The organism is Rahnella rivi (assembly GCF_019049655.1).
Classification (GTDB): Bacteria; Pseudomonadota; Gammaproteobacteria; order Enterobacterales; family Enterobacteriaceae; genus Rahnella; species Rahnella rivi.
This window is the reverse complement of record NZ_JAFMOX010000062.1, coordinates 1-22,236: the sequence shown is the minus strand read 5'-3', so window position 1 is coordinate 22,236 and position 22,236 is coordinate 1. Positions and strand designations below refer to the sequence as shown.

The window sequence follows — 22,236 nt, the reverse complement described above, 5'->3', positions numbered from 1 at the left end:
ATTCGTAAACCTAGCTTAAACCGCGGAGGCTCCCCCGACGATCTCGGTGAGTTCCTGAGTGATGCTGGCCTGACGAGCTTTGTTGTATACCAACTGCAGCTCTTTGATCAGGCTGCCGCCGTTATCGGTTGCGGCTTTCATCGCTACCATTCGCGCGGCCTGTTCGCTGGCCAGGTTTTCTACGACGCCCTGATAAACCTGGGATTCCACATAGCGACGCAGGAGGGTATCCAGCAGTGCTTTAGGGTCCGGCTCATACAGGTAATCCCAGGATTTTTTCGCCAGTGCGCCGTCTTCTGCCGGTGGCAGAGGCAACAGCTGTACGATGCGTGGTTCCTGAGACATGGTATTGACGAATTTATTGCTGACAACGCATAACTTGTCTAAACGACCTTCGTCGAAAGCCTGCAGCATCACTTTTACCGGTCCGATCAGTTCTGACAGAGAAGGGTTATCCCCCATGCCAGTGACCTGAGCAACAACGTTGCCACCCACGGAGCCGAAGAAAGAGGCTGCTTTGGAACCGATCAGGGCGAGATCAACTTCGACACCTTTTTCGGACCAGCCTTTCATCTCTGCAAGCAGCCTTTTGAACAAGTTAATGTTCAGACCACCACAAAGACCACGGTCGGTAGACACCACCAGATACCCGACGCGCTTAATTTCACGCTCATCCAGGTAAGGGTGCTTATATTCCAGATTACCTAACGCAAGGTGACCAATCACTTCACGAATGGTTTCTGCATAAGGACGGCTGGCCGCCATACGTTCCTGCGTTTTACGCATTTTGGAGGCGGCGACCATTTCCATCGCTTTAGTGATCTTTTGCGTGTTTTGCACGCTGCTGATCTTACTACGTATCTCTTTTCCGCCGGCCATCTCTGCTTCTCCTCATGACCAAACGGCCTGCTGCTTATCTGCCTTAAGCAGGGCAGCAAGGCCGCTTAGTGTTACCAGGACTGGGTTGCTTTGAAGGTATCGAGGATATTTTTGAATTTACCCTCGATCTCATCGTTATACGCACCAGTTTGGTTGATTTGCTGCAGAAGCTCGCCGTGCTCACGGTCGGCAAACGCCAACAGTGCCGCTTCGAAGCTACCGACTTTGGACAACTCAACGTCTTCCAGATAACCACGTTCCGCTGCGAAGATGATCAGAGACTGCGCCACGATTGACATCGGTGCGTATTGTTTCTGTTTCAGCAACTCAGTCACTTTCTGACCGTGGTTCAGCTGTTTACGGGTTGCCTCATCCAGATCGGAAGCGAACTGGGAGAACGCAGCCAGTTCACGATACTGTGCCAGTGCGGTACGAATACCACCGGACAGTTTTTTCATGATCTTGGTCTGAGCAGCACCACCAACACGAGATACCGAGATACCCGGGTTAACCGCAGGACGAATACCGGCGTTAAACAGGTTGGATTCCAGGAAGATCTGACCATCGGTAATCGAGATTACGTTGGTCGGAACGAACGCGGAAACGTCGCCCGCTTGCGTTTCGATGATCGGAAGCGCAGTCAGGGAACCAGTTTTGCCTTTCACTTCACCCTTAGTGAATGCTTCAACGTACTCGGCGTTAACACGCGCAGCACGTTCCAGCAGACGGGAGTGGAGATAGAAAACGTCGCCTGGGTAAGCTTCACGACCTGGTGGACGACGAAGCAACAGGGAAATCTGACGGTAAGCAACAGCCTGTTTAGACAGGTCATCATAAACGATCAGTGCGTCTTCGCCGCGGTCACGGAAGTATTCACCCATTGCGCAACCGGAGTACGGTGCCAGGTATTGCAGTGCAGCAGATTCTGATGCAGTCGCAACAACAACGATGGTGTTTTCCAGTGCGCCGTGCTCTTCCAGTTTACGTACCACGTTAGAAATGGTGGACGCTTTCTGGCCGATAGCCACATAGATACATTTGATGCCGGAATCGCGCTGGTTGATGATCGCATCGATCGCCAGAGCAGTTTTACCGGTTTGACGGTCACCGATGACCAGTTCACGCTGACCACGACCGATTGGGATCATGGCATCAACGGATTTGTAACCTGTCTGCACAGGCTGGTCTACGGATTGACGTTCGATAACGCCAGGTGCGATTGCTTCGACAGCTGAGAAGCCGTCATGCTCTACCGGACCTTTACCGTCGATAGGTGCACCCAGGGTGTTAACAACGCGACCTAACAGGCCACGGCCAACCGGAACTTCCAGGATACGACCTGTACATTTTACTTTCATCCCTTCGGCGAGGTCTGCGTAAGGGCCCATAACAACGGCACCTACAGAGTCACGCTCCAGGTTCAGGGCGATAGCGTAACGGTTACCCGGCAACGCAATCATTTCCCCTTGCATGACATCGGCCAGGCCGTGCACGCGGATGATCCCGTCACTGACGGAAACGATAGTACCTTCATTGTGAGCTTCGCTCACTACATTGAACTGAGCAATGCGCTGCTTTATCAGTTCGCTGATTTCGGTGGAATTCAGTTGCATGCTCCAGTCCCCTTAAGACTGCAAGACGTCTGCCAGGCGTTCTAGACGACTGCGAACGCTGCCATCAATCACCATATCACCTGCACGGATAATGACACCGGCAAGAACAGACTTGTCAATTTTGCAATTCAGCTTAACTTTGCGAGACAAACGTTTTTCCATAGCAGCAGCAATTTTTGCCTGCTGTTCTTCCGAAAGTGGACTTGCTGAAGTGACTTCAACCTCAGCACTAGCCTCTAGAGAGGCGCGCAGTTCGATGAACTGCTGCAACACTTCCGGAAGAACGCGTAAACGTCCATTTTCAGCCATCACCCTAATCAGGTTCTGGCCTGCGTCGTCGAGTTGTTCACCACATACAGCAATAAACGTCTTGGACAGCGTTTCTGGTGCAGTCGCACCGGAAAGAAGCTCTTCAATCATTTCATTGCGTGTGACTTCAGCCGTGAACGCTAACATAGACTGCCAGCGATCTAAGCTTTGGTGCTCAACGGCAAAGTCAAAAGCTGCTTTGGCGTAGGGGCGAGCTACAGTTACAAATTCAGACATCAGCCCCTCCCTCCTTACAGTTCAGCGACCAGTTTATCAACGATGTCGCTGTTAGCAGCTTCATCCACGGAACGTTCGATGATCTTCTCGGCGCCAGCAATGGCCAAAATCCCGACCTGTTTACGCAACTCTTCACGTGCACGTTGGCGTTCGGCGTCAATCTCTGCCTTAGCTTGCGCTACGATCTTGTTACGTTCCTGCTCGGCTTCGGTCTTCGCTTCGTCGACGATCTGTGCTTTACGCTTGTTCGCCTGGTCGATGATTACCTGAGCTTCAGCTTTGGCTTTCTTCAGTTGGTCGGTCGCATCGGCTTGCGCTAAGTCCAGCTCTTTTTTGGCACGTTCAGCAGAAGACAAACCTTCAGAAATTTCTTTCTGACGTTTTTCGATGGCAGCCATAATTGGCGGCCACACGTACTTCATACAGAACAGGACAAACAGGACAAACGCGATAGCCTGGCCGAGGATTGTTGCGTTAAGATTCACAGCACAATGCCTCTTTCAAAGTGAAATATTTGATGTAGTTCGTTTAACCGTGAGCAAGCTCAGTGTTAAGCGACAGCAAACATCACGTACAGACCCAGACCAACAGCAATCATTGGGATTGCATCGACCAGACCCATAACGATAAAGAACTGTGTACGCAACAGAGGGATCAGGTCAGGCTGACGTGCAGCACCTTCCAAAAATTTACCACCCAAGATGCCGATACCGATTGCAGCACCGATTGCCGCCAGGCCCATCATCACAGCGGCAGCCATGTACAGCAGATCCATACTCAGGTTTTCCATGACAGTCTCCAGTTTGTTTCAGTTAAAACGCAGTAGTGTTGAAAGAAAAATCAGTGTTTTTCAGATGCCATCGAGAGATAGACAATCGTCAGAACCATGAAGATAAAAGCTTGCAGCGTAATGATCAGGATGTGGAAAATGGCCCAAGGCACACTAAGAATCCACTGTGACCACCACGGCAGCAGGCCAGCAATAAGGATGAAGATCAACTCACCCGCATACATATTGCCAAACAGTCGCAGACCCAGTGAAACTGGTTTAGACAGCAGGCTGACACCCTCAAGAATCAGGTTAATCGGAATGAAAACCGGATGATTGAATGGCTGCATTGTCAGTTCTTTAACGAAACCGCCAACGCCTTTCATCTTAATGCTATAGAAAAGAATCAGAATGAATACGCCAAGTGCCATGGACAACGTGATGTTCACGTCAGCCGTAGGAACTACACGCAACGCTGACAGACCAAAGATGTGCTCGCCGATGAAGGGCAGCAAATCGATTGGCAGCAAATCCATCATGTTCATCATGAACACCCAGACGAAGACAGTCAGAGCTAAAGGCGCAATGACTTTGCTTTTGCCGTGATACATGTCACGCACGTTGCTATCGACGAAGCCGACAACCAGCTCGATGGCCGTTTGCAGTTTCCCCGGAACACCACTGGTGGCATTTTTAGCGACGCGATGGAAGATAACCAGAAAGAGTACTCCGAGGAACACGGAGAAAAACATCGAATCGATGTTAATCGACCAGAATCCCGTCCCTATCTGAAGCTGAGTCAGATGGTGACCGATATACTCTTGTGGAGTAGAGATTTCTCCTGATGCAGACATGATGCCTCTTACCCTTTAGTAGTTAAGTACGGTAACTGTTAATGACGGCCGGTGCCAAAATCTGAGTCATCAACACCGATAAATAGGCCAACCCCAACGGAGCGAAAGCCGCCTTGAACAGGCCAAGAGCAATAATCATGAAGATTATCGTCACCAGGACCTTCAGCGCTTCTCCGATAGCAAAGGACCAGGCAACCCGTCCAGAGACCGTTGTTTGCGCCTGATGGCGCCATGCAAACAGCATGAACAGTACATTTGGTACCCAGGCGGCCAACCCACCCATAAGAGCGGAAAGGGTCCATTCCAGGCTTTTGAAACCAAATACTGCACTGAGCAGAACAAAGGTCAATAACTGCAGTAGTAACAGCTTTCTGGCAACCTTCACACTTTGCGTACTGTGTAAAATACCGGATACAGACATGACGTTTGTTCTCTCCGTATCAAGTACCTAGCTGGAGGTATGCTGAATGCCGTATATCACTGCCTTTACTGTTTTGAGTCAAGCAGCAAAAACCGAGCAAATTATACGGTGCACAGGAACGAATTCAATGGATAAGTAGCGAAAAGGTGAACAATTATTTAAATTTTCCTCTTCATCACTATTTTGATAACGAAACTATAGCTGAATTTGCCCTTTTTACTTTGCTTCGGTTATTTCATCACCCGACAAAGAAGCGTGCACTGGATCACATAATTAACCGGAGCCCTTTTATATACCCTGGGCGTCCGGATTGTCTTTAGCTAAACCGGCTTTTTAAAGATGTTATAAATCATCATGTTAAGAAATTTGCGATTGAGAAAACATCTTATTTAAAAATAGACACCCTTCATTGATACATCTACCCAACAAATAACAACATTTTCATTACAAGTTGAATATCAGTCGTTCAATGCCGAATAAATTTCACAAGTGACTATCTCGGTACGGATTAAAATAAAACGTCGCAAAAATGCTATCAGTGTGTAAAAAACCGGTGATTTGTAGAAAGTCACCGCTATTTAATTAGCCTGCTCATTTTTACTCTGATAACACACACATTTTTTAAGGATTAATTGATAATTCTCAACTTTAGTTTGCATTAAGAATTATCAGATGCCGTTCTCCGTCAAGTTCCGGTACCTGCAGTTTCACCACACTTTCCAGTGTGATACCGGCGGGTAAGGCGGCGAGCTCATCATCCGGGCACACGCCCTTCAGCGCATAGAAACGCCCCTGCCCTTTCTTCGGTAAATGGTGGCACCAGGACAACATATCCTGCAACGAGGCGAAGGCACGGCTTATGACGCCATCGAATGGGGGTTCAGGGTCAAACTCTTCAACCCGGCTTTGGACCGGTGTGATGTTCTGCAGCCCCAGTTCATGCTGAACCTGGCGCAGGAAGCGTACGCGCTTACCCAGGCTGTCCAGCAGCGTAAAGTGTGAATCAGGGCGAACGATGGCCAGAGGAATGCCTGGCAGGCCCGGGCCTGTGCCGACATCAATAAAGCGGCTACCCTGTAAATGCTCGTTCACCACAATGCTGTCCAGAATATGTCGCACCAGCATTTGCATTGGATCACGCACGGATGTCAGGTTGTAGGCTTTGTTCCACTTATGCAGCAGTTCAACATAGGCAATCAGTTGGTGTTTTTGCTGATCGGGTAACGCTATTCCTGCCGCAGCAAGCAGCGAGTCCAGTTTCTTTTGCACAGTGAAAATCCTCTGACAGAGTCGGTATTCCGGGAACAGCCCGGTGGGGGGAATGATAAAGCAGCCAGAAAGGCGGGAAAAGCAGGATTTAACCGCCCGTTAGAGCAACAGGGCGGTTATCAGAGAGGTGACTCAGGCGCTGCGACGCAGCAAGCCTTGTTTTTTCAGCCAGATCAGCAAAATGGAGATTGCAGCCGGAGTTATACCGGAGATCCGCGAAGCCTGACCGATCGATGTCGGCTTGTGATCGTTAAGCTTGGCGATCACCTCGTTAGACAGACTGTTCACCTGACGGTAATCGAGATCGGCAGGCAACACCGTATTCTCATTACGCAGCTGTTTGTTGATCTCTTCCTGCTGACGGGCAATGTAACCTTCGTACTTGATCTGAATCTCAACCTGCTCGGCGGCTTCTGCATCAGGGACAGATGGCGCAAAGGGGGACAGCGTTGTGATCAGCGAATAAGTCATTTCCGGACGACGCAGCAGTTCTTCAGCGCTGGCTTCTTTTGAGAGCGGAGCTGACAAGTGTGCATTGATCTCTTCCACCTGCGCGTGATGAGGATTTACCCAGATACCACGCAGACGCTGACGTTCTTGTTCGATCATTTCGAGTTTCTGGTTAAAGCGAGCCCAACGGACATCGTCGACCAGGCCCAGTTCACGGCCTTTTTCCGTCAGACGTAAATCAGCGTTGTCTTCACGCAGCATCAGACGGTATTCAGCACGTGAGGTAAACATGCGGTACGGTTCTTTAGTGCCCAGCGTACACAGATCGTCGACCAGAACCCCCAGGTACGCCTGATCGCGGCGTGGGGCCCAGCCTTCATCTTCAGTGGCGCTGCGTGCTGCGTTCATACCTGCCAGCAGGCCCTGGGCTGCTGCTTCTTCGTAGCCTGTGGTGCCGTTGATTTGTCCGGCAAAGAAGAGGCCTGCGATGAATTTGCTTTCCAGCGTCGGTTTCAAATCACGCGGATCAAAGAAATCGTATTCAATTGCGTAGCCAGGACGAACGATCACCGCATTTTCCATACCCTGCATGGAACGCACGATCTGCATCTGAACATCGAAAGGCAGGCTGGTTGAAATTCCGTTCGGATAAACTTCGTTGCTGGTCAGGCCTTCCGGTTCAAGGAAGATCTGATGAGAATTACGATCGGCAAAACGCATGACTTTATCTTCGATCGACGGGCAGTAACGCGGGCCGATCCCTTCGATGATCCCGGCATACATCGGGCTGCGATCCAGATTATTACGGATCACGTCATGGGTTTTTTCGTTGGTATAGGTCATGTAGCACGGGATCTGGCGCGGATGTTGCGACGCGTTGCCCATGAAAGAGAATACCGGTGCAGGATTATCACCGTGCTGTTGAGCCAGTACGCTGAAATCAATTGAGCGAGCATCGATACGCGGAGGTGTCCCGGTTTTAAGGCGGTTTACGCGTAACGGTAATTCACGCAGGCGCTGAGAAAGGGAGATCGCAGGAGGATCCCCGGCACGGCCACCGCTGTAGTTTTCCAGACCGATGTGGATCTTGCCATCAAGGAATGTTCCGACGGTCAGTACGACGGTTTTCGCGCGGAATTTCAGACCCATTTTGGTCACGGCGCCAACCACGCGATCGTTTTCCACAATGAGATCTTCGACGGACTGTTGGAAGATCATCAGGTTTGGCTGATTCTCTAATGCCGTACGTACCGCCTGACGATATAACACACGGTCAGCCTGGGCACGTGTTGCCCTGACGGCCGGGCCTTTGCTCGCGTTTAGTATCCTAAACTGAATGCCCGCATGGTCGATCGCTGTGGCCATCAACCCGCCGAGAGCGTCCACTTCTTTAACCAGATGTCCCTTCCCGATCCCGCCAATTGCCGGGTTACACGACATCTGTCCCAGCGTGTCGATATTGTGGGTTAACAACAAGGTCTGGCGTCCCATTCGTGCAGAAGCCATGGCAGCTTCAGTACCTGCATGACCTCCACCGATGATAATGACGTCAAATTGATCCGGATAAAACATGCGACTGCACCTCAGCGTTCAAGCGAACTTTCTTTGTATGGCGTTGGGAGGAGGGATTCTACTCAAGTTTAGAGCTTCCACAAGCCCCGGAGGATCTTCCCTAATTAAAAGAAGATCTTTTTTATTTAAAGATCTCTTATTAATACTTCTATTAGGATCGCGATCCTCTGTGCATAAGTCATTTTTGTCTATGAAGATCAGTATGCTAAGAAGGATCGAATGCTGTGAATGATCGGTGCTCCTGGACAGTATAAGCTGGGATCAGAATTGAGAGTTATGCACAGCCTGAAAAGCGTACAGCAGTTGTTAGAGGGATAACTACGGGTTTTACACTGCTTTAAAGCATAGTTATCCACATCTGATCGCCTGAAATTTACACTTATTTGAGTAAATTAATCCAATTGATCACCCAAACCTCTGCGGGATCCTCAGGAATTTCATGCTGAGTCACGTCGATCTCAAGACGATCGCCGATCCGTTTTGCCCCTAATGAGGTCAGTTTCTGATCCAGCGCGTTGATCGCACCGCAGAAGGTATCGTATTCGCTGCTGCCCAAACCTAAGGCACCAAAACGAATATTCGACAGATCCGGTTGCTGATCTTCCAGCTGTTCCATGAAGGGTTGCAGGTTATCCGGTAACTCACCGGCTCCGTGCGTAGAGCACACCACCAGCCAGATCCCTTCTGAAGGCACTTCATACAGCTCCGGGCCATGAAACGTCTGTGTGGAGAAACCGACTTCTTCCAGCTTCTCTGCCACGTGTTCGGCAACATATTCGGCACTGCCAAGCGTACTGCCACTGATCAGGGTTATGTCAGCCATAGAACTCTCACCCGAGAAAAGGAAGACATTGTACGCTGTGAATGAGCTGGGATCTACCTGTGGATAATAGGGGGATAGAAAACATTAATCAGGGCTGGATGGTACGTGTGATGGGGTTTTGCAGGGAGATCAGTGTCTCTGTAGACTGGATCTCATCTATTGTCTGGATCTTGTTGATAAGTACGTGTTGCAGCGAATCAATGGAACGGCACATGATCTTAATGAAGATACTGTAGTGACCGGTGGTGTAATACGCTTCGACCACTTCTTCGATGCTTTCCAGCTTTTTGAGGGCTGAAGGATAGTCCTTGGCACTCTTCAATATAATGCCGATAAAGCAGCACACGTCGTAGCCGAGCTGTTTGGGGTTCACGGTGATATGCGCGCCGGTAATAATGCCCGCCTGCTTCATCTTCTCAACGCGTACGTGGATGGTTCCCGGACTGACGGTGAAGACCTTTGCCAGTTCGGCGTAAGGCGTCCTGGCGTTGTCCATCAATGCATTAAGGATCCCGCGATCCAGCTCATCGAGCTGATAAATTTCTGACATGGTTATCTTTCTCTTTAAGGTGAGTTTCTTTGCCAGCGGCGCTGCACGCGGCTTTTAACGCCGGTATCAAAGCGCCAGATATGATCGAAGATACGCAAGATCCCGGGCTTTCCATAATGTGACATCGCTAAGGCGTGGAAACGATGCTGCTTTTCCTTTTGCAGCATTTTGACTTTCTTTTGCACTTCGTCAGGCAGCCGCTGGGCGATGAAATCTGAGATTACAATAGCATCAGCATCGTGCCATTGCGGCGAGGCTAGCTTGTCCAATGTGGCCCTCAGGCAGGCCGCCAGATCGGTACCGCCGCGAAAATGCTGACCGAGAAAACGCAGTGCCTGATCCAGTCCGCCGCTGGACGTCAGTTCATAGTGGATCACTTCACTGGCAAACAACATGATGTAACAGCGACGGTTATCCGCAAGAGCAATTCTCAGCAGCGCCAGGCAAAAAGCTTTCGCACACTGTTCATTGAAGCCGCCCATAGAACCGGAAGTGTCCACGCACACCACAAACGGGCCACGCGGTTGAGGTTCCTGTTGCTGATGCACCACCGGCCGCTTTACCACTTTCTCGCGCCAGACGTCGCCCTGCAGGCGGTAAGTCATCAGGCGCTTTTCCAGCAAACGGCGATAAAATTCGAACTCCAGTTCGGGGATCCCCAGCGTGCCCAGTTCGGTGGGCATCAGTCGCAAGATATCATCGCTCTGATGGATGCCATTTACTTCTTCCGGCACCGTGGCGGGTTCGCGCACCATCAGCCGGTGCGTCTCCATTTTAGCATCTTCATGTGGACTGGTTTTGACCGTCTGGCTGCGTCCGAGTTGTTCGGCCAGACGCATCAGTTCAGGCTGCTGTTGCAGGAACGCACCGAAGCGCGCCAGTGACTGAATGTCACCGCGAAGGCGCTTTCCTTTACTCATGTCCCACAGACGGCCTGCCGCGGTATCGTTCTCCGCTAATAAAGGAGACAGCTCGCTGCTGAGCTCCAGCCGTTGCAGTAATTCTTCCTGCAATTTCTCCTGTTCCTGTTCCAGCAACTGATGATGAACGTTCACCGTCTGGAAGGTCAGGTTCAGGCGCCAGCGCTGAAGAAACAGCGTTTGAAAACTGTTACCGGTCTGCGCCGTACGCGAGGCTTCATTATTTTCCTGTAACGTGCGGGCTTCAGTGGTGAAAGGCGAATTGAGGCGGATTAACTCATCAATAAGTGCCGGTAACCCGGTCTGGAAGGTGGTGACATCCCTCTGCTGACAGTGCTGATAAAGGTAGAATTCTTTCGCCAGATCCGGCGGTACGGGCGTTTCGTGGATCCTCTGACGCAGCCGTAACTTCCATTCAGGAAGATCTTTGGTCAGTGCGCGCTTCAGCCGGGGAAACTTCTCGAAAAACACCGACAGCGCAGGCGCGGCCAGAAGCCCCACAATAAGTTCTTCGATGATTTCCGTTTCGCTGATAGCCAGCAGCAGATCCAGAGATTCCAGGCTGAACATGGTTAGTGTCCGCTGAACGTCTGTTGCTGATGGCGTAACTGCTCGGTGACCTGCAACAGACTGGCTTCAATTTTTGCCATCCATTCTGCCGGTACAAACAGACAGTTTTGCTGCTGGCTGAATTCCTGCCGCTGCCGGGTCAGTTTCGCTGTCAGATCGCTCAGCGTATTCTTCATTTCGTCAGGCACGGCGATATGTTCATTGCCCGGCAACGTCAGCGGCGTGCTTTGACGGCTGACGTCCAGCACCAGCAGTTGCTGTTTATCATCAATCTCAGCATCAAGGGTTTGCGCAAAACCAATACCGTTCAGTTTGGCTTTCAGGATGCCGCCTTTATTGAGCCACTCTTCCAGCGCCTTGTGGTCGAAGAGCAGATGCGTGACCTTGATTTCATGCAGGTGCAAAGGCGTTTGCAACAACAGCGTCAGGCTGCTGGCGGAAAGGGTGTCCGGCAGGCTGTGCTGAGGTTTACGGCTGAAAATTCCGGCTTTTTTGCTCAGTTTGATCGACTGGCGCGAGCTTTGTTGCTGCTGATATTGCATCCATTGCTGATCCAGTTGCTGGATTTTCATCAGGAGTGTTTGCTGATGATAAGCCTGCTCGGTGATCAGCTGTTCAATCTGAGTTTGCAGAAGATGGTAGGTATTGAGGTCATGCCACAGGCAGTCTTTCAGCAGGATCAAATCGACAGGCGTGATGGCGTTTCGTCCGCTGAAAAAGGCGCAGGCCTGCAACAGACGCAAGGCTTTCTTCCAGCGCCGATCCGACACATACGGCGCTGTATCAAGGGCATCAAGGCGCTGACGAAGCTGGAACACCAGTTCAAAGCACTCGTCCGGCAGACTGACTTTATCTATCTCGCCTTGCCATTGCTGATACTCTTCATCGCTGATGCTCAGAGATTCAGCCACCGGATTGGCGCTTTCGTTAGTCCTGCTGGTCAGCAGGGAGCGGAAATTTTGCTTATCCTGTACCTTATCGAGCCACAAACGGATAAGCATGCGGTCGTATAACGCTTCCAGGCTGCCGTCGGCTTCGGGCAATTCATTGGATGCGCTGACCAGCAAACGCAAAGGGATCGCCTCTTCGCGTTCGCCATTACGAAAGCGACGTTCGTTAATCGCAGTCAGCAGGGTATTGAGGATGGCGGGACCCGCTTTCCATATCTCATCAAGGAAGACGATTTCTGCTTCCGGCAGATATCCTTCGGTCAGACGCAGATAACGGCCCTCATCTTTCAGGGCCTGAATCGAGAGCGGACCAAAGACTTCTTCCGGCGTGGAAAATCGCGTCATCAGATATTCAAAGGCGCGTGCATGGCGGAAGGCATACTTCAGACGACGGGCGATCAAACTTTTCGCAATGCCCGGCGGGCCCAGCAGAAAAACGCTTTCACCGCACAGTGCGGCCAGCAGGCATAAACGAATGGCGTCCTGTCGTTCGTACAAGCCATGTTCCAGTGCGTTAGCAAGACGGGCGATCCGTTCTGCCAGAAGGGGAGATTGCGCCATACTGTCTCTTCCGGTTTCCATTTAGATATTGAATAGTGTACTGGCTCGCAGCGATAAGCCATGATTATTTTTCACTGTATAGCTTGTTGATTACTAAAAATTTTCTATTATCAGAATTGTGACCTCGTTCATCTGAACGCCGGTTTAGCTGCACATTTAAGGGTAGGCAATCTGATTTATTCGTGCATACTGTGCGCCTTTTAGTGGGCATCATTGGACTGAGCGCACGCATCGCTTACGGATGTTCGAGCAAAAAAGAAACGAAATATGAGCACTGAACATAAACGGTCACTCCCAGCAGTAACCCTGGCCGCCATTGGTGTGGTCTATGGCGACATTGGTACCAGTCCTCTCTATACCTTAAGAGAGTGTTTTTCCGGACACTATGGTTTCAATGTTGAGCCTAGCGTCGTATTTGGTTTTCTTTCTCTGATTTTCTGGATGCTGATCCTGATTGTGTCGCTCAAATACCTCACTTATGTGATGCGGGCGGACAATGCGGGCGAAGGCGGTATTTTGACGCTGATGTCTCTGGCGGGCAGGAATACGTCCTCACGCACCACGGCGGTTCTGGTGATCCTCGGCCTCATCGGGGGCAGCTTCTTCTATGGTGAAGTGGTGATCACGCCGGCCATCTCAGTGCTTTCCGCGATGGAAGGTCTGGAGATCGCGGCACCGTCCCTTGATCCTTACATCGTTCCTCTTTCTATTACTGTCCTGACGTTGCTTTTCATTATTCAGAAACACGGTACCGGTATCGTGGGTAAACTCTTTGCCCCGGTAATGCTGGTGTGGTTCCTGACGCTGGCGGTTCTTGGCGTGAACAGCATCATGCAGAACCCGGAAGTGCTGCGTGCCATGAACCCGATGTGGGCAGTTAACTTCTTTATTGAGCATAAATCCTTCTCCTTCCTGGCACTCGGCGCGGTGGTTCTGTCGATTACCGGTGTGGAAGCGCTGTATGCCGATATGGGCCATTTCGGGAAATTCCCGATCCGCCTGGCCTGGTTCACCGTGGTATTGCCGTCTCTGGTTCTGAACTATTTCGGTCAGGGCGCGCTGCTGCTTAAAAATCCGGAAGCGATCAAAAACCCCTTCTTCCTGCTGGCTCCTGACTGGGCTTTGATTCCGTTGCTGGTTTTAGCCACGTTAGCGACCATCATCGCTTCTCAGGCGGTGATTTCCGGTGTGTTCTCCCTGACGCGTCAGGCTGTGCGACTGGGCTACTTACCGCCAATGCGCATCATCCACACCTCGGAAATGGAAGCGGGTCAGATTTACATCCCTGCCATAAACTGGTTGCTGTATTTCGCGGTGGTTATCGTTATCGCCAGCTTCGAGCACTCAAGCAATCTGGCGGCGGCGTACGGTATCGCCGTGACCGGCACCATGGTGCTGACCAGCATTCTCTCCTGCACGGTGGCGCTGAAAAACTGGCACTGGAAACCGTTCCTGGTGGGGATTTTGCTGATCGGTCTGCTGTTTATGGATATTCCACTGTTCGCCGCGAACGCCACGAAACTGTTCTCCGGTGGCTGGTTGCCGCTGACGCTCGGTTTGTGCATGTTTATCGTGATGACCACCTGGAAAAGCGAGCGCTTCCGTCTTATGCGCCGTATGAACGAACACGGGAATTCTCTCGAGGCAATGATCGCATCTCTGGAGAAATCGCCGCCGGTTCGTGTTCCGGGCACCGCGGTCTACATGTCCCGTGCCATCAACGTCATTCCTTTTGCCTTACTGCACAACCTCAAGCACAACAAAGTGCTGCATGAGCGGGTGGTCTTGCTGACGCTGCGAACGGAAGATGCGCCTTATGTGCATAACGTCCGGCGCGTCACCATCGAGCAACTGTCGCCGACGTTCTGGCGGGTGGTAGCGAGTTACGGATTTAAAGAAACGCCGAATGTGGAAGAGATTTTCCATCGCTGCGGTCTGGAAGGGTTGCCGTGCCGGATGATGGAAACGTCGTTCTTTATGTCGCATGAATCGCTGATCCTGACCAAGCGTCCGTGGTATCTCTACTTCCGCGGTAAGCTGTTTATGGCCCTGAGCCGAAACGCCCTGCGCGCGCCAGATCAGTTTGAGATCCCGCCGAACCGCGTTATCGAACTGGGTACTCAGGTGGAAATCTGACGTTCACTTGAGTCTCTGACAGGGTACCTTCGGGTACCCTGTTTTGTTTGCGCGTAATCCTTTCTGAAACGACTAACTCAAATTGCCCTCTGATTTCTGAATCATTCAGCGAAACGTTTCGACGCTGATCACAATTCCATCACATCTTCGTTGCCTTGTGCGGACATTTTCATAAACTCATCCGTGAGCGAAACGTTTCGCTGTAGGAGTCAAAATGAAGAAGTCACCGCTGTTAAATGCCGAAATCTCAACTGTTATTGCCCGGTTAGGTCATACCGATCAGCTGGTTATTGGCGATGCCGGACTTCCGGTGCCAGCAGCTTGCCAGCGCATCGATCTGGCGCTAACCCAGGGAGTTCCCACCTTTTTACAAGTCTTAGAGGTAGTGACACACGAGATGCAGGTTGAGCGGGCTATCCTCGCAGAGGAAATCCTCACGAAAAATCCTCAACTCCATGAAGCGTTACTCGCCCGATTGACACAACTCGAACAACACCAGGGAAACACCATTGCTTTGGATTACGTCAGTCATGAGGTATTCAAAGCGCAAACCGAAAAAAGTCGGGCTGTCATCCGCAGCGGGGAATGTTCGCCGTACGCGAATGTGATCCTGTGTGCCGGCGTAACCTTCTGAGGCCTTTATGCAACCTTTGCTGCAACTGACAGGGATTGATAAAGCCTTTCCCGGCGTAAAAGCACTTTCCGGCGCGGCGCTCAGCGTTTATCCGGGACGTGTCATGGCGCTGGTGGGTGAAAACGGCGCGGGTAAATCCACGATGATGAAAGTGCTGACCGGCATCTATCAAAAAGATGCCGGTTCAGTGCATTTCCTCGGAAAGGAAACGGTGTTTAACGGTCCGAAAGCGTCGCAGGAAGCCGGGATCGGCATTATCCATCAGGAATTAAACCTGATCCCTCAACTGACCATTGCCGAGAATATCTTCCTTGGCCGCGAGTTTGTGAACGGTTTTGGCCGCATCAACTGGAAAAAGATGTATGCCGAGGCCGATAAACTGCTGGCGCGCCTGAATCTGCGTTACAAAAGCAACCGGCTGGTGGGGGATTTATCCATCGGCGACCAGCAAATGGTCGAGATTGCCAAAGTGCTGAGCTTTGAATCCAAAGTCATCATTATGGATGAACCGACGGATGCCCTGACCGATACCGAAACTGCCTCTCTGTTCAGCGTCATTCGTGAGCTGAAAGCGGCTGGCTGCGGTGTGGTGTATATCTCTCACCGTATGAAAGAAATCTTTGAAATCTGCGACGACGTCACCGTTTTCCGTGACGGGCAGTTCATCGCTGAGCGTCCGGTCAGTTCGCTGGAGGAAGACACGCTGATTGAAATGATGGTTGGCCGTCGCCTCGAAGAACAATATCCCCGCATTAGTCATGAACGCGGTGCGCTGCGTTTGCAGGTGCGTAATGTCAGCGGGCCGGGCGTGGATAACGTCAGCTTTGATCTGCACAGCGGCGAAATCCTCGGCGTTTCCGGGTTGATGGGGGCGGGTCGTACCGAACTGATGAAAATCCTGTATGGCGCGTTGCCGCGCAAAAGTGGCAACGTTTCACTGGATGGCCGCGAAGTGGTGACTCACTCACCGCAGGACGGGCTGGCGAACGGCATCGTTTACATTTCCGAAGACCGCAAACGTGATGGTTTAGTGCTTGGAATGTCAGTGAAAGAGAACATGTCGCTGACAGCGCTGCGTTATTTCAGCCACGGCGGCGGACGTCTCAAACATGCTGATGAACAACAGGCTGTCGGAGATTTCATTCGTCTCTTCAATATTAAAACGCCATCGATGATGCAGCCTATTGGCCTGCTCTCCGGTGGTAATCAGCAAAAAGTGGCGATTGCCCGCGGATTAATGACGCGGCCAAAAGTCCTGATCCTCGACGAACCGACGCGCGGCGTTGACGTCGGTGCAAAAAAAGAAATTTACCAGCTTATTAACCAGTTCAAGCGCGAAGGGCTGAGCATCATTTTGGTTTCCTCAGAAATGCCTGAAGTCATTGGCATGAGTGACCGGGTTCTGGTGATGCACGAAGGTCATTTAAGCGGTGAATTCCCGATAGCACAGGCTACGCAAGAAGTGTTGATGGCAGCCGCTGTCGGCAAGCAATACCGCGTGACGCAGGAGTAATCAGATATGAGTTCTCAGACATTATCAGCCAAAAAGCGCTGGATCAGTAAAGAGTGGTTGTTGGAGCAGAAATCTCTGATTGCGCTGCTGGTGTTGATTGCCGTTGTCTCTTCAATGAGCCCGAATTTCTTCACAGTGAATAACCTGTTTAACATTCTTCAGCAAACCTCCGTTAACGCCATTATGGCCGTGGGCATGACGCTGGTGATCCTGACATCGGGCATTGATTTATCCGTCGGCTCTTTGCTGGCGCTGACCGGTGCGGTTGCCGCCTCGATTGTCGGGCTGGAAGTGAATGCCTTTGTAGCCGTCGGCGCCGCGCTGGCGCTGGGGGCGGCGGTGGGCGGCGTCACCGGTATGATTGTCGCCAAGGGTAAAGTGCAGGCATTCATCGCCACGCTGGTCATGATGCTGCTGTTGCGCGGTATCACGATGGTGTACACCAACGGCAGCCCGATCAGCACCGGTTTTAATGATGTGGCAGATGTCTTTGGCTGGTTTGGTATCGGTCGCCCGCTGGGTATTCCGACACCGGTCTGGCTGATGGCCGTGGTGTTTATTGCAGCCTGGTACATGCTGCATCACACCCGGTTAGGGCGCTATATCTACGCGCTGGGCGGTAATGAATCCGCGACGCGCCTGTCAGGTATCAGCGTTGATAAAGTTAAAATTATCGTCTACTCCCTGTGTGGTTTGTTAGCCGCTCTGGCCAGTATCATCGAAGTGGCGCGCCTGTCTTCTGCGCAGCCTAACGCGGGTACCGGTTACGAGCTGGATGCGATTGCCGCTGTTGTTTTGGGGGGAACCAGCCTGTCCGGGGGTAAAGGACGCATTGTTGGAACGCTGATCGGTGCACTGATCCTTGGCTTCCTGAATAACGGTTTGAACTTATTAGGTGTTTCTTCCTACTACCAGATGATCGTGAAAGCAGTTGTCATTCTGCTGGCGGTTCTGGTGGATAACAAAAGCAACAAATAAACTCTCCTACAGGACTTATGACCATGAATATGAAAAAACTGGCTGTCTGGGTTTCCGCCGCAGCGATCACCGCTTCTTTCAGTGCTAACGTGATGGCGAAAGACACCATTGCCTTGGTCGTTTCAACGCTGAACAACCCGTTCTTCGTTTCCATGAAAGACGGCGCACAGAAAGAAGCCGACAAACTCGGCTACAACCTGATTGTTCTCGACTCTCAGAATAACCCGGCGAAAGAACTCGCGAACGTGCAGGATCTGACCGTTCGTGGTACGAAGCTGATGCTGATTAACCCGACCGATTCTGATGCCGTTGGCAACGCCGTAGCAATGGCAAACCAGGCCAAAATCCCGGTGATCACCCTTGACCGCCAGGCAACCAAAGGGGTTGTTGCCAGCCATGTCGCTTCTGATAACGCCTTCGGCGGGAAAATGGCCGGTGATTACATCGCGAAAAAACTGGGTGAAAACGCCAAAGTCATCGAACTGGAAGGGATTGCGGGGACGTCCGTTGCCCGTGAACGTGGTAAAGGGTTCGCTCAGGCAGCTGAAAAACACCATTTCCAGATCCTCGCCAGCCAGCCTGCTGACTTCGACCGTACCAAAGGTCTGAACGTTATGCAGAACTTGCTGACTGCGCATCAGGACGTGCAGGCCGTGTTCGCTCAGAATGACGAAATGGCGCTGGGTGCATTGCGTGCTCTGCAAACTGCCGGTAAAACTGACGTTCTGGTTGTCGGCTTCGACGGCACTGAAGACGGTATTAAAGCGGTAAACAGCGGCAAAATGGGCGCGACCGTGGCACAGCGTCCGGAACAAATTGGCGTGATCGGTGTTCAGACTGCCGATAAAGTGCTGAAAGGCGAAAAAGTCCCGGCGGTTATCCCGGTTGATTTGAAACTGGTTGCTCAGCCGTAAAATCCGCATGATTGATGCTGTAACAAGCGCCTCCTGACGGGAGGCGCTCTTTAAACTCAGGGATTTCCACATGAAGACAGGCAAACTGGTGGTACTCGGCAGTATCAACGCTGACCACATTCTGAATATCAACCACTTCCCGCAACCGGGCGAAACGGTGATCGGTAAGCAATACACCGTAGCTTTCGGCGGTAAAGGTGCGAATCAGGCGGTAGCCGCCGGCCGCAGTGGCGCAGATATTTCGTTTATTGCCTGTGTGGGAGACGACGATATTGGCGAACGGGTTCGCAAACAACTGGCCAGTGACCAGATTGATACGCACCCGGTTGAAGCCATCAAGGATGCCACCACCGGCGTTGCGCTGATTTTTGTGAATGCGGAAGGTGAGAACGTTATTGGTATTGATGCCGGGGCGAATAATGCCGTCACGCCTGAGTACCTCGAACGTTACAAACAGCAGGTCATTGAAGCCTCTGCTTTATTAATGCAACTGGAATCTCCGTTAGACACGGTGATTGCGGCGGCGAAAATAGCCAAAGAACACGACACTCAGGTGATTCTTAACCCTGCACCGGCTTGTGAATTGCCGGACGAATTGCTTTCGCGGGTGGATATCATCACTCCGAATGAAACCGAAGCTGAAAAGCTGACCGGTATTAACGTCGACAATAATGAAGATGCCGCACGTGCTGCAAAAGCCCTGCATGACAAAGGTATTGCGACCGTCATTATTACGCTGGGGAGTAAAGGCGTCTGGTTGAGTCAGAACGGTGAAGGGAAGTTAGTCGCAGGTTTCCGTGTGAAAGCCGTCGATACCATTGCGGCTGGTGATACCTTTAATGGCGCCTTAGTGACCGCTTTGCTCGAGGGCAAGCAGATGGACAGCGCGGTACGTTTTGCTCACGCGGCTGCAGCGATTGCCGTGACGCGTCCCGGTGCGCAACCTTCTGTTCCGTGGCGTAAAGAAATAGACGATTTTCTCGCACAGCAGGAGGCCTGATTGGCCACCATGAAAGATGTCGCCCGCCTCGCGGGCGTTTCAACCTCTACCGTTTCTCATGTCATCAACAAAAATCGTTTTGTCAGTGAAGCTATTGCCGGCAAAGTGAATGCCGCCGTAGAACAGCTCAATTACGCGCCTTCTGCCCTTGCCCGCAGTCTTAAATTGAATCAGACCCGCACTATTGGCATGTTGTTGACCGCCAGCAGTAACCCGTTTTATTCAGAAGTGGTGCGGGGGGTTGAACGCAGTTGCTATGAACGTGGTTACAGCCTGATCTTGTGCAATACCGACGGCGATGCCGAGCGCATGAATCGCAGCCTGGAAACTCTTCTGCAAAAGCGGGTCGATGGCCTGCTATTAATGTGCACCGAAAATCACCGGCCTTCGAAAGATGCCATCAGCCGCTATCCTTCTTTACCCATAGTAATGATGGACTGGTCGCCGTTTGACGGCGCGAATGACGTCATTCAGGACAATGCGCTGCTGGGAGGAGAGATGGCGACGGAATATTTGATCCGTCAGGGCTATCGTAAAATCGCTTGTATCACCGGGCCGCTGGATAAAACGACGGCGCAGGAACGGCTTAATGGTTACCGTCAGGCGATGAATAAAGCTGGCCTGGCAATTTTACCGGGCTATGAAGTCAGTGGAGATTTTGAATTCGAAGGTGGCGTCCCGGCGATGGAAAAACTGCTGGCACTCCCCGAACCGCCTCATGCAGTGTTTGCCGGAAATGATGCCATGGCCGTCGGCGCCTATCAGGCTCTCTATCAGCGCGGATTACGTGTGCCTGACGATGTGGCTGTCATCGGCTACGATGATATCCAGCTGGCGCAGTATATGATGCCACCGCTGACGACTATCCATCAGCCGAAAGATTCGCTGGGCGAACTCGCCGTCGATGCCCTCTTGCATCGCCTGCAGGACCCGGAGGCGGAACCGCAAGTCCTGGTACTTACGCCGGAACTGGTTGTGCGACAGTCCGTAGGATCATTGGTCACTAAGTAACAGACGCTGACAGGCCAGCAGTGCCGCATTGGCATCGCTGGCAAGAATGGCATCGGTCAGTCGCTGATGATATTCCAGCTTAATCACTTCATTCCCCGTGATCGCCCGGAAGTAACTCTGATAGACCGAACTGAATAAATTCGAAAACGACGTCAGGAAAGGATTTTTCCCCGCCTCATAAATCAGCTGGTGAAACTGAGCATCCACCGTAATCCAGCGCTCCCGATCAAAGCTGTTATGCAGCATTCTCATTTCATACATATAAAGAGAGAGCTGATGCTTTTGATCATCACTGGCCGAAAGAGCGGCTAATGCACAGGCCTGCGGTTCGAGCGCTCTGCGCAATACAATAAAATGTGCCATCACCTGATCGAAGTTTTCACGCGTCATCCACCAGGTGAGCAAATCCTGGTCGAGAAAGTTCCAGCTGGATTGCGGCATCACTCGCGTACCAATACGGGGACGGGGTAAAAGCATGCCTTTTGCCGCCAGCGTCTTCACGGCTTCCCGAACTGCTGTCCGGCTGACGCCAAAAATCTCACCTAACTCATTCTCACCGGGCAGTATCGAACCTTCCGGGTAATCGCCAGACAGAACCCGCTGGGCAATCTTCTCTGCCAGCAAATAGGAAAGATTGCGCTGGGCAGCTTGTTGCTGTGCATTAAGTAACATGGAGGTTATTCCTGAATACCTTTTCTCTTTATTAAAGAGAGTTTACTCCAGCTCCGGGCTTTAAACCGGCGTGTTTTTCGCTGAAATCGGTCGAAATTTATCCGTTACGGGCTTTTTTGATGAATTAGTGAACGGTTGGTAAAATAATTGAAATTAGGGGTTGCGGCCTTCGGAGAACTCCCTATAATGCGCCTCCACTGACCGGGAACAACGACTCCTCTAACGAGAACAAGTCGCCCAGCCAGGAAGAATCAACCCGGTGAAAACACCGCATCTTGCAAAAGAAAATGGTTGACTCTTCAGGGAGAAAGAGTATTATCTTCCTCCCACGTTGCTGAGTTAAGTCTCGCAACGTACGCTCTTTAACAATTTATCAGACAATCTGTGTGGGCACTCACAAGACGATATCAGCCACTTCGGTGGCAAAAAAAATATCAAGTCTTAAAGAGTGACCAAGCAGTAATTCATTTAGTTGAATTATTACGAAAGTTAATTTTTGAGCATCGCTTAACTTGTTTAAGCAAATCGAACTTTTAATTGAAGAGTTTGATCATGGCTCAGATTGAACGCTGGCGGCAGGCCTAACACATGCAAGTCGAGCGGTAGCACAGGAGAGCTTGCTCTCTGGGTG

The 22,236-nt window shown here is 51.4% G+C and carries 21 protein-coding genes and 1 rRNA gene; 8 read left to right on the top strand and 14 right to left on the bottom strand.

Features of this window, described 5'->3' with window-relative positions; translation table 11 throughout:
- Positions 1–15 precede the first annotated feature (15 nt).
- The 13 genes from atpG to ravA form a co-directional block, all read right to left on the bottom strand.
- Positions 16–879, bottom strand: a complete 864-nt coding sequence (gene atpG / locus J1779_RS15420; RefSeq protein WP_056775955.1) for a F0F1 ATP synthase subunit gamma — start codon at positions 877–879, stop codon at positions 16–18.
- 71 nt (positions 880–950) lie between these two features.
- Positions 951–2,492: a F0F1 ATP synthase subunit alpha gene (gene atpA, locus J1779_RS15415; RefSeq protein WP_056775956.1), complete on the bottom strand. Its 1,542-nt coding sequence runs from the start codon at positions 2,490–2,492 to the stop codon at positions 951–953.
- 12 nt (positions 2,493–2,504) lie between these two features.
- Positions 2,505–3,038 carry a F0F1 ATP synthase subunit delta gene (atpH, locus tag J1779_RS15410; RefSeq protein ID WP_056775957.1) on the bottom strand — a complete coding sequence of 178 codons (534 nt, stop codon included), beginning with the start codon at positions 3,036–3,038 and terminating at the stop codon, positions 2,505–2,507.
- A gap of 14 nt (positions 3,039–3,052) precedes the next feature.
- Positions 3,053–3,523: a F0F1 ATP synthase subunit B gene (atpF, locus tag J1779_RS15405; RefSeq protein ID WP_056775959.1), complete on the bottom strand. Its 471-nt coding sequence runs from the start codon at positions 3,521–3,523 to the stop codon at positions 3,053–3,055.
- A gap of 65 nt (positions 3,524–3,588) precedes the next feature.
- Positions 3,589–3,828, bottom strand: a complete 240-nt coding sequence (gene atpE, locus J1779_RS15400) for a F0F1 ATP synthase subunit C (protein ID WP_004093904.1) — start codon at positions 3,826–3,828, stop codon at positions 3,589–3,591.
- A gap of 50 nt (positions 3,829–3,878) precedes the next feature.
- Positions 3,879–4,661 carry a F0F1 ATP synthase subunit A gene (gene atpB, locus J1779_RS15395; RefSeq protein WP_217204185.1) on the bottom strand — a complete coding sequence of 261 codons (783 nt, stop codon included), beginning with the start codon at positions 4,659–4,661 and terminating at the stop codon, positions 3,879–3,881.
- A gap of 22 nt (positions 4,662–4,683) precedes the next feature.
- A complete protein-coding gene (gene atpI / locus J1779_RS15390) occupies positions 4,684–5,082 on the bottom strand; it encodes a F0F1 ATP synthase subunit I (RefSeq protein WP_056775962.1) in 399 nt (132 codons plus the stop codon).
- A gap of 648 nt (positions 5,083–5,730) precedes the next feature.
- The gene (gene rsmG / locus J1779_RS15385) at positions 5,731–6,351 is read right to left on the bottom strand and encodes a 16S rRNA (guanine(527)-N(7))-methyltransferase RsmG (protein ID WP_056775963.1); all 621 of its coding nucleotides are present in this window, start codon (positions 6,349–6,351) and stop codon (positions 5,731–5,733) included.
- Positions 6,352–6,483: 132 nt separating this feature from the next.
- Entirely contained in the window at positions 6,484–8,373 is a 1,890-nt protein-coding gene (gene mnmG, locus J1779_RS15380) for a tRNA uridine-5-carboxymethylaminomethyl(34) synthesis enzyme MnmG (RefSeq protein WP_056775964.1), read from the bottom strand.
- Between the two features lie 379 nt (positions 8,374–8,752).
- Positions 8,753–9,196: an FMN-binding protein MioC gene (gene mioC / locus J1779_RS15375; RefSeq protein ID WP_217204184.1), complete on the bottom strand. Its 444-nt coding sequence runs from the start codon at positions 9,194–9,196 to the stop codon at positions 8,753–8,755.
- A gap of 88 nt (positions 9,197–9,284) precedes the next feature.
- Positions 9,285–9,746, bottom strand: a complete 462-nt coding sequence (gene asnC, locus J1779_RS15370) for a transcriptional regulator AsnC (RefSeq protein WP_056775967.1) — start codon at positions 9,744–9,746, stop codon at positions 9,285–9,287.
- Between the two features lie 14 nt (positions 9,747–9,760).
- Positions 9,761–11,236 (bottom strand): ATPase RavA stimulator ViaA, encoded by a 1,476-nt coding sequence (gene viaA / locus J1779_RS15365; RefSeq protein ID WP_217204183.1) that lies wholly within the window; start codon positions 11,234–11,236, stop codon positions 9,761–9,763.
- A 2-nt stretch (positions 11,237–11,238) separates the two neighbouring features.
- Positions 11,239–12,747, bottom strand: a complete 1,509-nt coding sequence (ravA, locus tag J1779_RS15360) for an ATPase RavA (RefSeq protein ID WP_217204182.1) — start codon at positions 12,745–12,747, stop codon at positions 11,239–11,241.
- A 267-nt stretch (positions 12,748–13,014) separates the two neighbouring features.
- Here ravA and kup point away from each other — a divergent pair, with 267 nt between their 5' ends.
- From kup to rbsR, 7 genes are all read left to right on the top strand, one after another.
- A complete protein-coding gene (gene kup, locus J1779_RS15355) occupies positions 13,015–14,883 on the top strand; it encodes a low affinity potassium transporter Kup (RefSeq protein WP_112165435.1) in 1,869 nt (622 codons plus the stop codon).
- Positions 14,884–15,097: 214 nt separating this feature from the next.
- Complete coding sequence (gene rbsD / locus J1779_RS15350) at positions 15,098–15,517, top strand: D-ribose pyranase (protein ID WP_217204181.1); 420 nt, start codon at positions 15,098–15,100, stop codon at positions 15,515–15,517.
- Positions 15,518–15,524: 7 nt separating this feature from the next.
- Positions 15,525–17,030 carry a ribose ABC transporter ATP-binding protein RbsA gene (gene rbsA / locus J1779_RS15345; RefSeq protein ID WP_217204180.1) on the top strand — a complete coding sequence of 502 codons (1,506 nt, stop codon included), beginning with the start codon at positions 15,525–15,527 and terminating at the stop codon, positions 17,028–17,030.
- Between the two features lie 6 nt (positions 17,031–17,036).
- Positions 17,037–18,008: a ribose ABC transporter permease gene (rbsC, locus tag J1779_RS15340; RefSeq protein WP_056775976.1), complete on the top strand. Its 972-nt coding sequence runs from the start codon at positions 17,037–17,039 to the stop codon at positions 18,006–18,008.
- Between the two features lie 23 nt (positions 18,009–18,031).
- A complete protein-coding gene (rbsB, locus tag J1779_RS15335) occupies positions 18,032–18,922 on the top strand; it encodes a ribose ABC transporter substrate-binding protein RbsB (RefSeq protein WP_056775977.1) in 891 nt (296 codons plus the stop codon).
- A 70-nt stretch (positions 18,923–18,992) separates the two neighbouring features.
- Positions 18,993–19,922 (top strand): ribokinase, encoded by a 930-nt coding sequence (rbsK, locus tag J1779_RS15330; RefSeq protein WP_217204179.1) that lies wholly within the window; start codon positions 18,993–18,995, stop codon positions 19,920–19,922.
- A complete protein-coding gene (gene rbsR, locus J1779_RS15325) occupies positions 19,923–20,933 on the top strand; it encodes a ribose operon transcriptional repressor RbsR (RefSeq protein ID WP_136376560.1) in 1,011 nt (336 codons plus the stop codon).
- On the opposite strand, the gene J1779_RS15320 is transcribed toward rbsR, so the two are convergent.
- On the bottom strand, positions 20,916–21,605 hold the full coding sequence (locus tag J1779_RS15320; RefSeq protein ID WP_056775982.1) for a FadR/GntR family transcriptional regulator: 690 nt from the start codon (positions 21,603–21,605) through the stop codon (positions 20,916–20,918). The two genes, rbsR and J1779_RS15320, sit on opposite strands and share 18 nt — an antisense overlap.
- 534 nt (positions 21,606–22,139) lie before the next feature.
- On the opposite strand from J1779_RS15320, the gene J1779_RS15315 reads away from it, so the two are divergent.
- Positions 22,140–22,236: ribosomal RNA gene (locus J1779_RS15315) — 16S ribosomal RNA — on the top strand; the annotation flags it as partial.

What these genes read in the sequence shown, in the direction of transcription:
- atpG (WP_056775955.1), bottom strand. Translation starts at nt 879, where the DNA reads ATGGCCGGCGGAAAAGAGATACGTAGTAAGATCAGCAGCGTGCAAAAC.
- atpA (WP_056775956.1), bottom strand. Translation starts at nt 2,492, where the DNA reads ATGCAACTGAATTCCACCGAAATCAGCGAACTGATAAAGCAGCGCATT.
- atpH (WP_056775957.1), bottom strand. Translation starts at nt 3,038, where the DNA reads ATGTCTGAATTTGTAACTGTAGCTCGCCCCTACGCCAAAGCAGCTTTT.
- atpE (WP_004093904.1), bottom strand. Translation starts at nt 3,828, where the DNA reads ATGGAAAACCTGAGTATGGATCTGCTGTACATGGCTGCCGCTGTGATG.
- atpB (WP_217204185.1), bottom strand. Translation starts at nt 4,661, where the DNA reads ATGTCTGCATCAGGAGAAATCTCTACTCCACAAGAGTATATCGGTCAC.
- atpI (WP_056775962.1), bottom strand. Translation starts at nt 5,082, where the DNA reads ATGTCTGTATCCGGTATTTTACACAGTACGCAAAGTGTGAAGGTTGCC.
- mnmG (WP_056775964.1), bottom strand. Translation starts at nt 8,373, where the DNA reads ATGTTTTATCCGGATCAATTTGACGTCATTATCATCGGTGGAGGTCAT.
- mioC (WP_217204184.1), bottom strand. Translation starts at nt 9,196, where the DNA reads ATGGCTGACATAACCCTGATCAGTGGCAGTACGCTTGGCAGTGCCGAA.
- asnC (WP_056775967.1), bottom strand. Translation starts at nt 9,746, where the DNA reads ATGTCAGAAATTTATCAGCTCGATGAGCTGGATCGCGGGATCCTTAAT.
- viaA (WP_217204183.1), bottom strand. Translation starts at nt 11,236, where the DNA reads ATGTTCAGCCTGGAATCTCTGGATCTGCTGCTGGCTATCAGCGAAACG.
- ravA (WP_217204182.1), bottom strand. Translation starts at nt 12,747, where the DNA reads ATGGCGCAATCTCCCCTTCTGGCAGAACGGATCGCCCGTCTTGCTAAC.
- kup (WP_112165435.1), top strand. Translation starts at nt 13,015, where the DNA reads ATGAGCACTGAACATAAACGGTCACTCCCAGCAGTAACCCTGGCCGCC.
- rbsD (WP_217204181.1), top strand. Translation starts at nt 15,098, where the DNA reads ATGAAGAAGTCACCGCTGTTAAATGCCGAAATCTCAACTGTTATTGCC.
- rbsA (WP_217204180.1), top strand. Translation starts at nt 15,525, where the DNA reads ATGCAACCTTTGCTGCAACTGACAGGGATTGATAAAGCCTTTCCCGGC.
- rbsC (WP_056775976.1), top strand. Translation starts at nt 17,037, where the DNA reads ATGAGTTCTCAGACATTATCAGCCAAAAAGCGCTGGATCAGTAAAGAG.
- rbsB (WP_056775977.1), top strand. Translation starts at nt 18,032, where the DNA reads ATGAATATGAAAAAACTGGCTGTCTGGGTTTCCGCCGCAGCGATCACC.
- rbsK (WP_217204179.1), top strand. Translation starts at nt 18,993, where the DNA reads ATGAAGACAGGCAAACTGGTGGTACTCGGCAGTATCAACGCTGACCAC.
- J1779_RS15320 (WP_056775982.1), bottom strand. Translation starts at nt 21,605, where the DNA reads ATGTTACTTAATGCACAGCAACAAGCTGCCCAGCGCAATCTTTCCTAT.